Annotated in this window: 13 protein-coding genes; 6 read left to right on the top strand and 7 right to left on the bottom strand. The window is 77.2% G+C overall.

The window, feature by feature from the left end; translation table 11 throughout:
• Positions 1–293 precede the first annotated feature (293 nt).
• Positions 294–929 carry a hypothetical protein gene (locus ACZ4WV_RS34755; RefSeq protein WP_465752996.1) on the top strand — a complete coding sequence of 212 codons (636 nt, stop codon included), beginning with the start codon at positions 294–296 and terminating at the stop codon, positions 927–929.
• 81 nt (positions 930–1,010) lie between these two features.
• On the opposite strand, the gene ACZ4WV_RS34750 is transcribed toward ACZ4WV_RS34755, so the two are convergent.
• The 3 genes from ACZ4WV_RS34750 to ACZ4WV_RS34740 form a co-directional block, all read right to left on the bottom strand.
• On the bottom strand, positions 1,011–1,646 hold the full coding sequence (locus ACZ4WV_RS34750; RefSeq protein WP_465752994.1) for a flavin reductase family protein: 636 nt from the start codon (positions 1,644–1,646) through the stop codon (positions 1,011–1,013).
• A gap of 419 nt (positions 1,647–2,065) precedes the next feature.
• Positions 2,066–2,698 (bottom strand): carbonic anhydrase, encoded by a 633-nt coding sequence (locus ACZ4WV_RS34745; RefSeq protein ID WP_465752991.1) that lies wholly within the window; start codon positions 2,696–2,698, stop codon positions 2,066–2,068.
• Positions 2,695–3,912, bottom strand: a complete 1,218-nt coding sequence (locus ACZ4WV_RS34740) for a PP2C family protein-serine/threonine phosphatase (protein ID WP_465752989.1) — start codon at positions 3,910–3,912, stop codon at positions 2,695–2,697. The genes ACZ4WV_RS34745 and ACZ4WV_RS34740 overlap by 4 nt, the downstream gene beginning before the upstream one ends.
• A gap of 275 nt (positions 3,913–4,187) precedes the next feature.
• On the opposite strand from ACZ4WV_RS34740, the gene ACZ4WV_RS34735 reads away from it, so the two are divergent.
• Positions 4,188–4,568: a helix-turn-helix transcriptional regulator gene (locus tag ACZ4WV_RS34735; RefSeq protein WP_465753007.1), complete on the top strand. Its 381-nt coding sequence runs from the start codon at positions 4,188–4,190 to the stop codon at positions 4,566–4,568.
• A 5-nt stretch (positions 4,569–4,573) separates the two neighbouring features.
• Positions 4,574–4,996 carry a VOC family protein gene (locus ACZ4WV_RS34730; RefSeq protein WP_465752987.1) on the top strand — a complete coding sequence of 141 codons (423 nt, stop codon included), beginning with the start codon at positions 4,574–4,576 and terminating at the stop codon, positions 4,994–4,996.
• A gap of 302 nt (positions 4,997–5,298) precedes the next feature.
• Here the strand turns inward: ACZ4WV_RS34730 and ACZ4WV_RS34725 are convergent, their stop codons facing one another.
• From ACZ4WV_RS34725 to ACZ4WV_RS34710, 4 genes are all read right to left on the bottom strand, one after another.
• On the bottom strand, positions 5,299–5,937 hold the full coding sequence (locus tag ACZ4WV_RS34725) for a MerR family transcriptional regulator (RefSeq protein ID WP_465752985.1): 639 nt from the start codon (positions 5,935–5,937) through the stop codon (positions 5,299–5,301).
• Between the two features lie 142 nt (positions 5,938–6,079).
• The gene (locus ACZ4WV_RS34720; RefSeq protein WP_465752983.1) at positions 6,080–7,294 is read right to left on the bottom strand and encodes an FAD-dependent monooxygenase; all 1,215 of its coding nucleotides are present in this window, start codon (positions 7,292–7,294) and stop codon (positions 6,080–6,082) included.
• 299 nt (positions 7,295–7,593) lie between these two features.
• Complete coding sequence (locus ACZ4WV_RS34715) at positions 7,594–8,466, bottom strand: BPL-N domain-containing protein (RefSeq protein ID WP_465752981.1); 873 nt, start codon at positions 8,464–8,466, stop codon at positions 7,594–7,596.
• Positions 8,467–8,641: 175 nt separating this feature from the next.
• Positions 8,642–9,475: an NAD(P)-dependent oxidoreductase gene (locus ACZ4WV_RS34710; protein WP_465752979.1), complete on the bottom strand. Its 834-nt coding sequence runs from the start codon at positions 9,473–9,475 to the stop codon at positions 8,642–8,644.
• 65 nt (positions 9,476–9,540) lie between these two features.
• Here ACZ4WV_RS34710 and ACZ4WV_RS34705 point away from each other — a divergent pair, with 65 nt between their 5' ends.
• From ACZ4WV_RS34705 to ACZ4WV_RS34695, 3 genes are all read left to right on the top strand, one after another.
• Positions 9,541–10,524, top strand: a complete 984-nt coding sequence (locus ACZ4WV_RS34705) for a LysR family transcriptional regulator (protein WP_465752977.1) — start codon at positions 9,541–9,543, stop codon at positions 10,522–10,524.
• A gap of 99 nt (positions 10,525–10,623) precedes the next feature.
• A complete protein-coding gene (locus ACZ4WV_RS34700) occupies positions 10,624–11,193 on the top strand; it encodes a DinB family protein (RefSeq protein ID WP_465753005.1) in 570 nt (189 codons plus the stop codon).
• Between the two features lie 328 nt (positions 11,194–11,521).
• Positions 11,522–12,028 (top strand): cupin domain-containing protein, encoded by a 507-nt coding sequence (locus ACZ4WV_RS34695; RefSeq protein ID WP_465752975.1) that lies wholly within the window; start codon positions 11,522–11,524, stop codon positions 12,026–12,028.
• Positions 12,029–12,927: the final 899 nt, after the last annotated feature.

The following is a 12,927-nucleotide window of genomic DNA, read 5'->3' as shown; positions in this document are numbered from 1 at the left end:
GGGCGGGGTGGGGGGCCAGGTAGGACAGCCCCCCCCCCCCCCCCCCCCCCCCCCCCCCCCCCCCCCCCCCCCCCCCCCCCCCCCCCCCCCCCCGGCGCGTCGTCCGTACGGGCGGGGCATCGACCGCGAACCGCCCGTACGGCTGCGGTCGCCCCCGTTCGACGACTTCGACCGCACGTGAAGTCAAGCCCGGTGGCCGCTCGGGGCCCCGGGCCCCGGGCGGTGGGCGGGCGCCGTGGCCCGGTAGCCTCGCTCCCGGCGGCCGGACGGGTCGAACGGACAGGGGCGGGCGGATGACAGGGCAGCAGCGCGGCTACTGGCGGGAGTCGGACGGCGCACCCGTCGCCGTCAGCCAGGCGCACATCGTGTGGACCAGGGCGGCCTATCCCGCGCTGGTGGACGTGGCGCACCGCTACCACGCGGTGATCACCTACGCCGAGCTGGCCGAGGTGCTCCAGCAGGCCTCCGGGGTGCGGACCAGCGTCAACCAGCGGCACTGGATCGGCAAGGTGCTGGCCCTGGTGGTGCGCGAGGCGCACCGGCGCGGGGACCCGCCGCTGACGGCCCTGGTGGTGCACGCCGCCGACGGCACGGTCGGCGCCGGCTACCAGGACGTGCTGGCGGTCGCCGGGCAGCCGCCGATCGTGGACGAGACGGACCGTGAACTCCACGCCGCCGCCGCCCGTCTGGCCTGTTACCGGCACTTCGGCGCCGACCTGCCCGCCGACGGCGGCATCCCGGCCCTGGCCCCGCGGCCGACGACCCCCGCGCCCCGCAAGAGCGCCGCGCCCCGCAAGAGTGCCGCGCCGCGCAAGAGTGCCGCGGCCGCGCCCGCCGCCGTCCCGCGCCCGCCGGCGATCTGCCCGACCTGTTTCCTCGAACTGCCGGCGACGCGGGTGTGCGACTCCTGCGGGGAGCGGATCCCGTAACCCCGCGCGCTCCCCGCGGGCTCCCGGCGCCGCCCCGCCGCCGGCGCCCTCGCCGGCGTCGTTGGAAGGCGGCCGGGGCCGTCAGACCGCGGCGGGCAGGCGGCCGGGCATCCGCCAGCCCTCGGCGAGGCGGGAGGGGGCCAGGCGCCGGCCGTCGCCGAAGAACTCGCAGAACTTCATGATCAGCGGGTCCCAGCCGAGCGGGTCCACGTAGTGGTCGGTGCCCGGCACGATCAGGCGTTCGTCCACGTGGGCGCGCACCACGCTCACCTCGAAGGCGGTGCACCGGTCGTTGCCCGTCAGCGGCACCGCCGCCTCCAGGCGGCATTCCAGTTGTACCGGGCACTCGGCGGCGCGCGGCGCCCGGACCAGCTCGCCGGCCAGTTCGGTCATCCCGGCCGCGGCGAACTTGCGCCGCTCGTGGCGGTAGCCCTGCGCGCGTTTGGCCTCGCTCAGGTGCGGGTTGGCGGTCAGCAGGGCGAGGGCGTCGACGGCGTCGACCTGCGCGCAGGAGGGCAGGTTGAGCACGCACTCGCCCTCGCGCCGCAGGTTGACGGCGCTCTGGGCGCTGTCGCCCAGGCCCAGCACGCAGGACTGGCCCAGCCACCACGCCGAGGACATCGGCGCCAGGTTGGCGCTGCCGTCCTCGTTGCGCGAGCCGATCAGCACCACCGGGGTGCCGAAGTAGAGGACCTTGAGATCGGTGACCTTGTGCACGGGAATCCGGCCGTCCTTGCCTCGGGGGATCAGGGGATCAGGGCTGTTCGGCCACCGACTCTGCCCGCGCCCGGCGCGGCCCGCTGGCGGGGATCGGACGTCCAGTTCGGCCCGTGGCAGCGGCCCGCGACGCCGGCCGGTCGACGGCACGGCTCACCCGCCCCCGCGAGCCCGCCCCGCCCGTACGGCCGCGCCCGTGACGCCCGCGCCCGTGACGCCCGCGCCCGTGACGCCCGCGCCCGTGACGCCCGCGCCCGTGACGCCCGCGCCCGTGACGCCCACGCCCGTGACGCCCACGCCCGTGACGCCCGCGCCCGTGACGCCCGCGCCCGTGACGCCCGCGCCCGTGACGCCCACGCGCGTGACGCCCGCGCCCCGGCACCGGGACGCGGGCGCCGGCGGCGCGGCGGGCGGGTGGTTCAGTCCAGGCCGCGGGCGGCCACCGTACGGGCCTGGCCGTCGCGCAGCCGGTAGGACAGGCCCACCACGGCCGCCCGGCCCTTCGCCACCCGCGCGGCCAGCGGCTGGGAACGCTCCAGCAGCAGGTCCACCGTCTGGCGGATGTGCTCGTCCACGATCGCGTCCCGGTCCTCGATGCCCGCCGCCCGCGCGGCCAGCACGCTCGGGGTCACCCGCTCCACCACGTCGCGCACGAAGCCGCCCGGCAGCCGCCCCTGCTCCAGGGAGTCCAGGGCCGCCGCCACCGCGCCGCAGGAGTCGTGGCCCAGCACCACCACCAGCGGGCAGTCCAGCACCTCCACCCCGTACTCGATGCTGCCCAGCGCCTCCACGCCGGCCACATGGCCCGCGGTGCGCACCACGAACAGGTCGCCCAGGCCCCGGTCGAAGATGATCTCGGCGGCCAGCCGGGAGTCCGAGCAGCCGAACAGCACGGCGAAGGGCTTCTGCGCCGGGGCGAGCGCCGCCCGGCGCCCGGCGTCCTGGTTGGGGTGTTCGGGATTGCCGGCGACGAAACGGGCGTTGCCCTCGAGCATCACCCGCAGCGCCTCGGCGGGATCGGACACCGGTTCGGTTATGGGAGTGGAGATCATGACTGCCACCCTAGATCGCTCCCACCGGACCCGGCAGCCGGGGGCACCCCCGCCGGCCGGGCCAGCACCAGCACCGTCACGTCGTCACGGCTGCGCCCGCCGCTCCACCGGCGGGCCCCGCGCTCCAGCGCCTGGGCGAGCGCGGCGGCCGGCACGGCGGCCAGGTCGGCCAGGCCCCGCTCGGCCGGGTAGAAGGCGCCGGAGGCGTCCTGGGCCTCGGTGATGCCGTCGGTCAGCAACACCAGCACGGCGTCCCCCGGTAGCGTGAAACGCTCCACCTCCCGCGGCTCGCCGGTCAGCGCCGCCAGGCCCAGCGGGATCCCCGCGCGCAGCCGCACCGCCTCCACCCGGCCGTCGCCGTGCCGCAGGTAGGGGGCGAGGTGACCGCAGTTGACGGCCAGCACGTCCGGGCCGCGCCCCACGCACAGCACCGTCGCGGTGACGAAACGCTCCGTCTCGCCGGTCTGCACCGCGTAGGCGTTGTACCGCTCCACCGCCGCGTCCAGGGCCTCGGCGACGGCCGCCAGCCCCGCCTCCCGGAAGACCGCCTCCCGGAAGGCGCTCAGCACCGCGAAGCCCGCGCCGATCGCCGGCAGGCCCTTGCCCTGCACGTCGCCGACCAGCACCCGGGTGCCGTGCGGGGTCTGCGCGACGTCGTACAGGTCCCCGCCGACCAGGGCGTCCTCCTCCACCGGCCGGTACAGGCCGAAAAGGTCCAGCTCCGCCGTGCGCGCCGGCAGCGGGCGCAGCAGCTGGCGCTGCAGGGCCACCGCGCTCTGGCGCATCCGCGACAGCTCCCGCTCACGCCGCACCCGCCGCGCGCACAGCGCCACCACCGCCGCCTCCGCGGCCACCACGCCCCCCAGGGTGCCCAGACGGGCCGGCAGGTCCGAGGGCGGGTACAGCGCCGAATGGACCACCACCACGGCCGTCACCCACACCGACACGGCCACCGTCTGCGCCACCGTGCCCAGCCCCGCCAGCAGCGCGGGCAGGAACACCAGCAGCAGCACCACACGGGACCTGCTACCGCTGGCCGCCTGCACGAGCAGCACCACGGCGGTGGCGGCCAGCACGCCCAGCGCCACCGCCCCGCTGCCGGGAGCGCGCGGCCCCTCACCCCGCCGCCCGCCGCCCGCCACCCCGTCCACTCCCTCCAGCCCGTCCGGCCCCTCCAGCCCGTTCGGCCTGTTCGACCTGTTCGGCCCGTTCACGCCCTCACCCCCTCTGCGCCGCCCGACCATCCCTCCAGGGTCCTCGGCGCCACCGCGAGCCCGCCAACGCCGCTGCGCCGGGCGGGGGAGGACGGCGGCTGTCGGCGCCGGTGGGTACCGTGGCCGGTGTGTCCTCCCGCCCGTCCACCACCCCCGCCGCCCCGGCCACCCCCGCCGCTCCGGCCACCCCCGCCGCCCCGGCCACCCCCGCCGCCGCCCGCGCCCCCCGGGTGCCGCTGGCCGACCTGGTGCGCCTGCGCCAGGCCCGGGACCGGATGGACCGCGACTACGACCAGCCGCTGGACGTGCCGCAGCTGGCCCGCACCGCGCTGATGTCCCCCGGGCACTTCTCCCGCAGCTTCCGCGCCGCGTACGGGGAGACCCCGTACAGCCACCTCATGACCCGCCGGATCGAACGGGCCAAGGCGCTGCTGCGCCGCGGGGACCTGAGCGTGACCGAGGTGTGCATGGCGGTGGGCTGTACCTCGCTGGGCTCCTTCAGCACCCGCTTCACCGAACTGGTGGGCGAGAGCCCCAGCGCCTACCGCGCCCGCGACCACCGCGACGGCGAACCGATCCCCGCCTGCGTCGCCAAGGTCCGCACCCGCCCGGTGCGCCGCGCCCAGGCGAAGGACGGGCCCCCTCCCGTAGCGTGACGGCCATGAGCATCGAACTCGCACAGTGCTTCATCGCCGTCGACGACCACGACAAGGCCCTCGCCTTCTACCGGGACGTCCTGGGCTTCGAGGTGCGCAACGACGTCGGCTTCGAGGGGATGCGCTGGGTGACGGTCGGCTCGCCCGACCAGCCCGGCGTGGAGATCGTCCTGGAACCCCCGCTGGCCGACCCGCACGCCTCCGAGGACGACCGCCAGGCCGCCGCCGAACTCCTCGCCAAGGGCCTGCTGCGCGGCGTCATCTTCCGCACCGACGACTGCGACGCCACCTTCGAGCGCATCCGCGCCGCCGGCGCCGAAGTGCTCCAGGAGCCGATGGACCAGCCCTACGGGGTCCGCGACTGCGCCTTCCGCGACCCGGCGGGCAACATGCTGCGCTTCAACCAGCCCCGCGGCACGGGCAAGTAGCCGCCACCCCGCCCCGTGCCCGCCGCCCGGGCCGGTCTGCCGCTCAGGCGGCTTTGCCGCCCGGGCCGCCGGGCGCCGGGCGGCCCAGGCGGTGGAAGACCAGCCAGGACCGCACCGCCTGCCCCAGCACCACTACCCGGCGGCACCGGCCAGGGCAGCGCACCGGCCACGGCGAGCGGCACCAGGACGGACACCGTCACGGCCAGCACGGGCAGGGCGCTCAGCAGGCTCACCCGCACCCGCACCCCCATCCGCACCCGCACCCCCATCCGCAGGCGCAGGCGCAGGCGCAGGGGCGGCGCTCACGGCCGCCCGCCGTGGCCGGCCCGGCGGGCGAGGTCGAGGAAGGCGCGCAGGTCGGCCCAGGCGTCGGCGGGGTCGGCGCCGGCGGCGCGCAGTTCCTCGGCGCGGCGGTAGAGCTGGGGCCATTCGACCTCCAGCAGGTAGTGGTCGCCCGGCCCGAGGGCGGCGGCGTGGTCGGCGAGGGCGTGCAGCTGGTCCTCGTCGAGGTGGCGGCGCAGCGCCCCGTCGGCGGCCGGGCCGCCGGCGCCGACGGCCCGCAGCAGGCGCAGCAGGTCGGCGGTGGCGGGGGAGCGTTCGGCGGCGAGTTCGGTGTGCAGGTGGGCGAGGCGATCGCGCAGGGTGTGCAGGGCCGTCAGGGAGGCCTCGGTGGCGGCCAGGTGCTCGCCCACCAGCCGCAGCGGGTCGACGCCGGCGTCCAGGCAGGTGGCGATGGTCTCCAGCCCCAGGCCCAGGCGGCGCAGGGCGAGGATCTGGTAGAGGCGCACCACGTCCTGCTCCGTGGAGGAGCGGTGGCCGTGGGCGGTGCGCCGGGAGGGGCTGAGCGGGCCGATGCGGTCCCAGTGGTGCAGCGTGCGTACGGTCAGGCCGCCGGCCTCGGCGAGGGGGCCGACCTTCCAGGTCTGTCCGCGGGGGGTCATGGCGACGAGCACCGCGCCTGACCCCGCGTGAGGTGCAAGCCCGGTCCCGGGGCCGGCGTCGGGACCGGTGTCGGGAGCGGCGGGGCGGGCCTTCCGTGGGACCGGCGGGGCAGCGGAGGGCGGGGATTGCCGGGCGGCCGGGTCAGGCGCGGGCGGGCAGCGGGTAGTCGGGCAGGTCGATGTCGCCGGCCTTGGCGAACTGGGCGGCCACCAGGGCGCGCATCGGCCAGCGGCCCATCCAGCGCACGGACGCGGCGCGCAGGCGGATCATCAGGGCGCTGTGGGGGGCGAAGCCGCTCATCCCGCCGGGCGGCAGCTCCTGGGCGCGGGTGACGTAGGGGCGCATCAGCTCCTCGTAGCGGGCGAAGGCGGCGCGGAAGTCGCCCGCGGCGGCGGCGAGTTCACCGGCCAGCAGGTAGCCGCCGACCAGGGCGAGGCTGGTGCCCAGGCCGGTGAGCGGGCTGGGGCTGTAGCCGGCGTCGCCGAGCAGGGCCACCCGGCCGCGGGTGTAGTGCTCGAGGTGGATCTGGCCGTAGGAGTCGAACGCGAAGTCCTCGGCGGCGGCCATCCCGGCCAGCAGGCGCTCCACCTCCCACCCGGCCCCGGCGAAGCGCTCGGCGAGCAGCCGGCGCTGGGCGGCGCCGTCGCGCCGGTCCAGGGCCAGCGGCGGGCAGCGCAGGCTCAGGGAGGCCTTCACCTCGCCGGGCAGCCGGCCCGGACGCACGGCGGCCACCCGCCCGCCCGGGGCGTTGTACATCAGGAACCAGCCGTCCAGGCCGCGGGCGAGGTCCACGTCCTGGACGGTGAACCAGGCGGTGTAGCCGCCGAGCGGGCGGTAGTGGCCCTCCTCCGGGCCGAAGGCCAGGCGGCGCACGGCCGAGTGCAGGCCGTCGGCGCCCACGACCAGGTGGAAGCGGCGCTCGGGGGCGTTCTCGAAGCGCACGGTGACGCCGTCGGCGTCCTCGGCCAGCGACGTGACCGTGTCGTCGTACAGGTACTCGACGCCGTCGGTGGCCTGCTGGAGCAGCGCGGCGAGGTCACCGCGCAGGATCTCCACCTCCGAGACGATGCCCTCGCCCCCGAACAGCTCGACGGGCAGCCGGGCGGTCGGCCTCCCGCGCCGGTCGACCATGGCGATGCCGCGCTGCTCCACGCGCAGCGACCGGGCCCCTTCCATCAGGCCCATCCGCTCGATGACGGTGCGTCCGGCGCCGCGCAGGTCGACGCTCTGCCCGCCGGGGCGCGGGCCGGGGGCGCGTTCGACGACGACGGGGCGAAAGCCGTGGCGGCGCAGCCAGAAGGCGAGGGCGGGGCCGGCGATGCCGGCGCCGGAGATGAGGATGTCGGTGTTCTCCATGCCGCAACCGTACGCCGTACGCTCTGGGCCCAACAAGGCCTCGCCTCAGGCGATATGAGGCTCACGCACTAGTGCACCAGCGGGGTTTCGGGGGTGGTGCGCGGGGGCCTTCGCGCCGGTTCGGGCGGGCTTTGCGCAGGCCGGCGGCCCCGCCGGGTGCACTAGTGCGGACCGGGTGGGGGCGCGGGAGCCGGGCCCGCATCCGGGGGGAGTCAGGGTGGAATCAGGGTGGGCCCGGCGCCGGGCCCCGCATGGGGCGTGGGGACCGGCGGGGCCGGGGGGCGGGGTGCGGCGGGATGTCAGGGCGTGGGGTGCGGCGGGGCGGCCATCAGGGCGCGCAGCAGGTCATCGCCCAGGCCCAGCCCGGTGCGCGACTCATCCGGCAGGTCGTAGTCGCGGTACCACTGCGAGGGCGCCTCCGGATGCGGGCCGCTGACCGCGACCCGGCCCGCTCCGTAGGAGGCGACCACGGCGGCGGCGCGGTCGTTGGTGTAGCGGGCCAGCACCTCCACATCCGGCCCCTCCACGTCGAAGTACGGGCCGTCCTGGAAGTACATCCGCTGCGCACGCCCGCGCCAGGCGACGTCCACCAGGTGGTCCTGCTCGTCGGTGACGGTGGCGCCCGCGGAGCGGATGTACTGGCCGGAGTCGCCCGGCAGGAGGCCGTAGCCCGGGTCCTCCCCGGCCAGGTAGCCGCCCATGCACAGGCCCAGGTAGCGCCCGCCGCCGCGCACGTAGGCGCGCACCAGCTCCGCGGAGAAGCCCGCGTCGCGCGCGAGCAGGCCCCAGGCGGCGGTCACCTCCTGGCCGTTGGTGCCGCCCGGCTGCACGTACAGGGCCGCCCGCGCGAGCGCGCCCGGGCCGAACCGCGTCTGCTCCTCGGGGCCGATGTAGCGCGCCGTGAAGCCGTCGCGCTCCAGCAGGTCGTGCGCCGCCTCCGCGCAGCCCTCGCAGGCCGCCGGGCCCCGGTAGACCAGGGCGAGCAGACGCCCGCCCGCACCCGCCATCGCGCCCGTCCCGGTGCCGTCACCGCTGACACCGCCGCCGGCGCCGCCGGCCTCGTCGTCGCCGGCGGCGCCGGGCGGCGCCCCGCAGGCCGAGGCCGCCAGCACCGCCACCGCCACCGCCAGCGCCGTCGCGCCGCGCCGCAGTCCCGCCCACCCGCCCCGCACCCTGCCGCCTCCCCGGGCCCGTCGTCCGCACACCGCCACGACGCTACGGGCAGACGGCGCCCCGGCGCACACCCGCCCCGCTGATCGGGTGACCTGACGGCCCGCCGGTTGACGAGCCGACCGGCGGGCCGGGGCCGGGGCCGGGCCGGGGGCGGGGGGCGGGCGGGGGTGGTGGCTAGCCGCCCTGAAGCGCCGCCACCACCGCCGACAGGTCCCGCTCCGCGAGCGACGGGTGGGCCAGCAGCACCCGGCGGGCCGCCGACAGCACCGGCCCGCCGCCGGCCAGGGCGAGGTCCTTGGCGGCCAGACGGACGGGGAAGTCCGCGTCCGCGCTGCGCGCCCGGGCCACCACCCCCGCGAGCGGCCCGGACGCCAGCGCCTCCACGGCGGCCTCCTGCGGCACGCCCAACTCCCTCGCCACCGCCAGCGCTTCACCCACCACCGTGACCGAGGCCACGATCGCGCCGATCACCACCACCTTCAGCGCCGCCCCCGCGCCCGGCCCGCCGCAGCGCCGCACCCGGCCCAGGTGCTCCAGCACGGGCAGGGCGCGCTCCAGGTCGGCGTCCTCGCCGCCCGCGAACACCGTCAGGCCCCCGTCGGCCGCCGGGCCCACGCTGCCCATCACCGGGGCGTCCACCAGGGCGACGCCCCGCGGCAGACGGGAGCGCAGCTCCGCCACCACGCGCGGGCCGACCGAGGACATGTCGATCCACAGCGTGCCCGGCGCCAGCGCGGCCGTGAACTGGGCGGCGACCTGCGTCACGGCCGCCGGGTCGGACAGCATGGTGACCACGACGTCGGCCCCGGCCACCGCCTCGGCCGGGCTCGCGGCCTCGACGACGGCCTCGGCGCGGCCATCGGCGCGGCCGTCGGTGAGGCCGTCGGTGAGGCCGTCGGCGCGGCCCGGGGAGCGGTTCCACACGGTCAACGGGTAGCCGGCGGCGGCGAGGCGACGGGCCATCGGCCGCCCCATCCGGCCCAGCCCCAGAAAAGCGATCTTCTCCATGCCCACCACGCTAGGCAGCCCGCAGCCAGGCGACAAACGAATGTCCGGCATGGTAGCCATGCGCAATGGACATGGCTTGGCTGGACGTCTTCCGCACCGTCGCGCACCTGGGCTCCTTCACCGCCGCGGGCGAGCGCCTCGGCTACACCCAGTCCGCGATCTCCCGCCAGATCGCCACCCTGGAAGCCGAGTTGGGCACCCCGCTGTTCGACCGCCTGGCCCGCGGCGTGCGCCTGACCGAACACGGCCGCGCCCTGCTCCCGCACGCCGAGGCCCTGCTGGAACGCCTGGACACCACCCGGCGCGACCTCGCCGCCCTCACCGACCTGAACGCCGGACGGCTGCGCGTGGGCGCCTTCGACAGCGCCAACGCCGAACTCCTGCCCAGCGCACTCGCGGCCTTCCGCGCCGCCCACCCGCAGGTGCGGATCGGCCTCACCGAAGGGCTCTCGGCCCACCTGCTCGACCAGCTGGCCGACGGCGCGATCGACCTCGCCGTGGTCGCCTCCCACACCACCGCCCCCGGCCCCGCCCCCGCCCCCGGCCCCGGCCCCGGCCCCGGCTCCGGCCCCGGCTCCGGTTCCGCGCCCGAAGACGCCTGGGACACCGAGCAGTTCGACCTGCGGCCCCTGCTGGACGACCCGGTACTGGTCGCCCTGCCCCGTACCCACCCCCTCGCCCGCCGGCGCCGCCTGCGCCTGGCCGAACTCGCCGACGAACCATGGATCGCGGCCCGCCGCGACCCCGAGTCCACCCTCCTCGCCGCCTGCCTGCACAGCGGCTTCCAGCCCCGGATCGAGTACACCGTCGGCGCCTGGAGCGCCAAACTCGGCCTGGTCGCCGCCGGCCTGGGCCCCACCCTCATCCCCTCCCTGGCCGCCCCCGCCGCCCGCCCCGACATCGCCCTGGTGCCCCTGCACCCGCACGACACCCCGGTGCGCCGCGTCCACACCGCCACCCGCCGCGGGCAGCGCCCGGCACCGGCGGTGACGGGCTTCCTGCGCTTCCTGCGGGCCAGGGCCGGGGAGTTGAGGGCGGCCGGCAGATGAGCGGCGCGTGCGCCGGCCGGCGGGCCGGACGGACCCGGGAGCCCGCCCGGCAGCGGGCGGCGGCAACCCGGTGGCGGGCGGGGGCCGTTGCGGGTGAGCATGCCGGGTATGACCGAGCGACCCGAACGATGGACCCAGGCGAGCGTCTACCCCGACATGTGGGCCGATCCGGCCGACGACCCCCGCAACAGCGACGGCACCTCGCCGGACGGCGAACTCCCCACCCTGGACGGCTACCTGCGGGACTACCGCCTCACCCTGCGGATGAAGTGCGAGGGCCTCGACGCCGAACAGCTGGCCCGGCGCTCGGTGCCGCCGTCGACGATGTCCCTGCTCGGCCTGGTCCGGCACCTGGCCGAGGTGGAACGCGGCTGGCGCAACTGGATCACCGACGCCCAGCCGCTGCCCACCCTGTACGGCGCGCGGGACGCGGACTTCGACGACGCGGCGCCCGATCCGGCGGTGGTGGAGGCCGCCTGGCGCGACCTCGAGCGCGAGCAGGCCGCCACCGACGCCGCGCTCGCCCGCCACCCCGACCTCGGCACCCGGCTGGGCGGGAAGGGCATCGCGGTACGCGAACTGCTGGTGCACCGCATCGAGGAGTACGCCCGCCACTGCGGGCACGCCGACCTGCTGCGCGAATGCGTGGACGGCCGGGTGGGCCAGTAAGGGGCCGCTGGAACCGCCGAGTCCGGCGGCGCGCCCGGGACCGCGCGGCAGCCACAGGCCGAGGCGGGAGCAGTGGCCGTCGGGGGTGCCGGCCGGGGGCGGGCACGCCGCGGTGACGTACCGGTCCGGCGCCCCCATCGGCCTCGGCGCCGAACTGCCCACCCGTACGGGCATCCCGGGGGCGCCGAGCAGGACGTCCGGGCCGTGGCCGGCGTCGGGGGCGTCGCCGGGCCGGATCCGTCAGGGAGCGTGCGGGCCGCAATTGACCCACCGAAACGGTTCCTGATTGCCCCCGTGTGGTGGGTCTTTGCGCGTCTAGCCTGGTCACATGACGACGAACACCACCGCCACCGCCACCGCCCCCGTCCTGGCCCGCGCCAATGCCGCCGAGACCTGCGCGGACCCGAGCGCCACCATGACCCTGCTCGCCGAGACCGGCCCCGGCGACGGCGGCTTCACCGTCTACCGCTCCACCTTCGCCCAGGGCGCCGTCGGAGCGCCCGCGCACTTCCACACCCGGGCATGGGAGCTGTTCTTCGTGATCAGCGGCTCGCTGCGGGTACTGGTCGGCGAGGAGGTCACCGACCTGGACGCGGGCGACTTCCTGGCCGTGCCCCCGCACACCCCCCACGCCTTCGCCGCCGCCCCCGGCGCCGAGGCCGACGTGCTGTTCATGTTCACCCCCGGCATGGACCGCTTCGACTACCTGCGCCTGCTCGGGCGCGTCATGCGCGGCGAGAGCGACCCCGGCACGATCGCCGCCTCCTCCGAGCGCTTCGACAACCACTACGTCGAAAGCCCCGCCTGGCGCGCCGCCCTGACCCAGGGAGCCTGAGCGGCCATGCCGTTGCCTCGGGCCTGCCCGGCAGTCGGGCGGGCGCGCGGGCCCCGCCCGTTCTCCCGGGAGCCGTCCGAGGAGGTGGCCGTACGCCTGCTCCCGCCGGGTGTGCCGGGCAGCACCGCGCCGAGGCGGGTGAACAGCTCCCTCGCTGCGCCGGGTCCTGGCGGGGCTCGGCCCGAAGGCCGCTGGAGACGCCCTCTCGCACGGTGGCGCGCACGCTCGCCGATGGGGACACCCGGCGCCTTCCGGCGGGGTGTGCGGCTGCCGGCCGTCGACGGCACGTAGACCGGCGTGCCGGACGGCTTCGGCAACGGCAGCACGCTCGACGGGCCGGCCGAGCCGGCCGGCCCGGTCATCGCTGACCGCGGGCTCCGGAGCGCGGTCTTCTGCCGTGCCTGCGCCGGCCAGGGCGCCGCCGTTCGACCACGATCGGCTCGGCGGGTTCATCTCACCGGACCGATCGCGCAAGCCCGGCCGCCGCCGGACCGAGGCGCGCCTGAGCCTCCTCCGCCCGGCGCTCCGCCACGACCGGCTCAAACCCTTCGAGCATCTCCACCACAGACTCCAGGGCTGCCCCGGGGCCGCTCGACGGGCCGGGACGGGCCGGATGTGGAACGGTGGAAGACCGGGGGTCCTGGATACGGGAGTCGTGACAGTCGCGAGAGGAGCCGCCATGTCGTCCAAGCGCCGCCGCAAGAAGAAGGCCCGGGCCAGGCGCGGGGCCAACCACCGCCGCCGCCCCCAGTGCTGAACAGCCGAGCGTAACGGCGCCGGGGGGGGGCCCCCCCCCCCCCCCCCCCCCCCCTCCCCCCCCCCCGCCCCCCCCACCCCGGGGGTCCCCCCGCGGGCCCCCCCGGGGGTTTGCGACCCCCGGGGCGGTTTTCGCACATACC

Source organism: Kitasatospora sp. NPDC029312, from assembly GCF_055569215.1.
This window is presented reverse-complemented; position numbering and strand designations above follow the sequence as displayed.

What these genes read in the sequence shown, in the direction of transcription:
- ACZ4WV_RS34755 (WP_465752996.1), top strand. Translation starts at nt 294, where the DNA reads ATGACAGGGCAGCAGCGCGGCTACTGGCGGGAGTCGGACGGCGCACCC.
- ACZ4WV_RS34745 (WP_465752991.1), bottom strand. Translation starts at nt 2,698, where the DNA reads ATGATCTCCACTCCCATAACCGAACCGGTGTCCGATCCCGCCGAGGCG.
- ACZ4WV_RS34735 (WP_465753007.1), top strand. Translation starts at nt 4,188, where the DNA reads ATGGACCGCGACTACGACCAGCCGCTGGACGTGCCGCAGCTGGCCCGC.
- ACZ4WV_RS34730 (WP_465752987.1), top strand. Translation starts at nt 4,574, where the DNA reads ATGAGCATCGAACTCGCACAGTGCTTCATCGCCGTCGACGACCACGAC.
- ACZ4WV_RS34725 (WP_465752985.1), bottom strand. Translation starts at nt 5,937, where the DNA reads ATGACCCCCCGCGGACAGACCTGGAAGGTCGGCCCCCTCGCCGAGGCC.
- ACZ4WV_RS34720 (WP_465752983.1), bottom strand. Translation starts at nt 7,294, where the DNA reads ATGGAGAACACCGACATCCTCATCTCCGGCGCCGGCATCGCCGGCCCC.
- ACZ4WV_RS34710 (WP_465752979.1), bottom strand. Translation starts at nt 9,475, where the DNA reads ATGGAGAAGATCGCTTTTCTGGGGCTGGGCCGGATGGGGCGGCCGATG.
- ACZ4WV_RS34705 (WP_465752977.1), top strand. Translation starts at nt 9,541, where the DNA reads ATGGACATGGCTTGGCTGGACGTCTTCCGCACCGTCGCGCACCTGGGC.
- ACZ4WV_RS34700 (WP_465753005.1), top strand. Translation starts at nt 10,624, where the DNA reads ATGCCGGGTATGACCGAGCGACCCGAACGATGGACCCAGGCGAGCGTC.
- ACZ4WV_RS34695 (WP_465752975.1), top strand. Translation starts at nt 11,522, where the DNA reads ATGACGACGAACACCACCGCCACCGCCACCGCCCCCGTCCTGGCCCGC.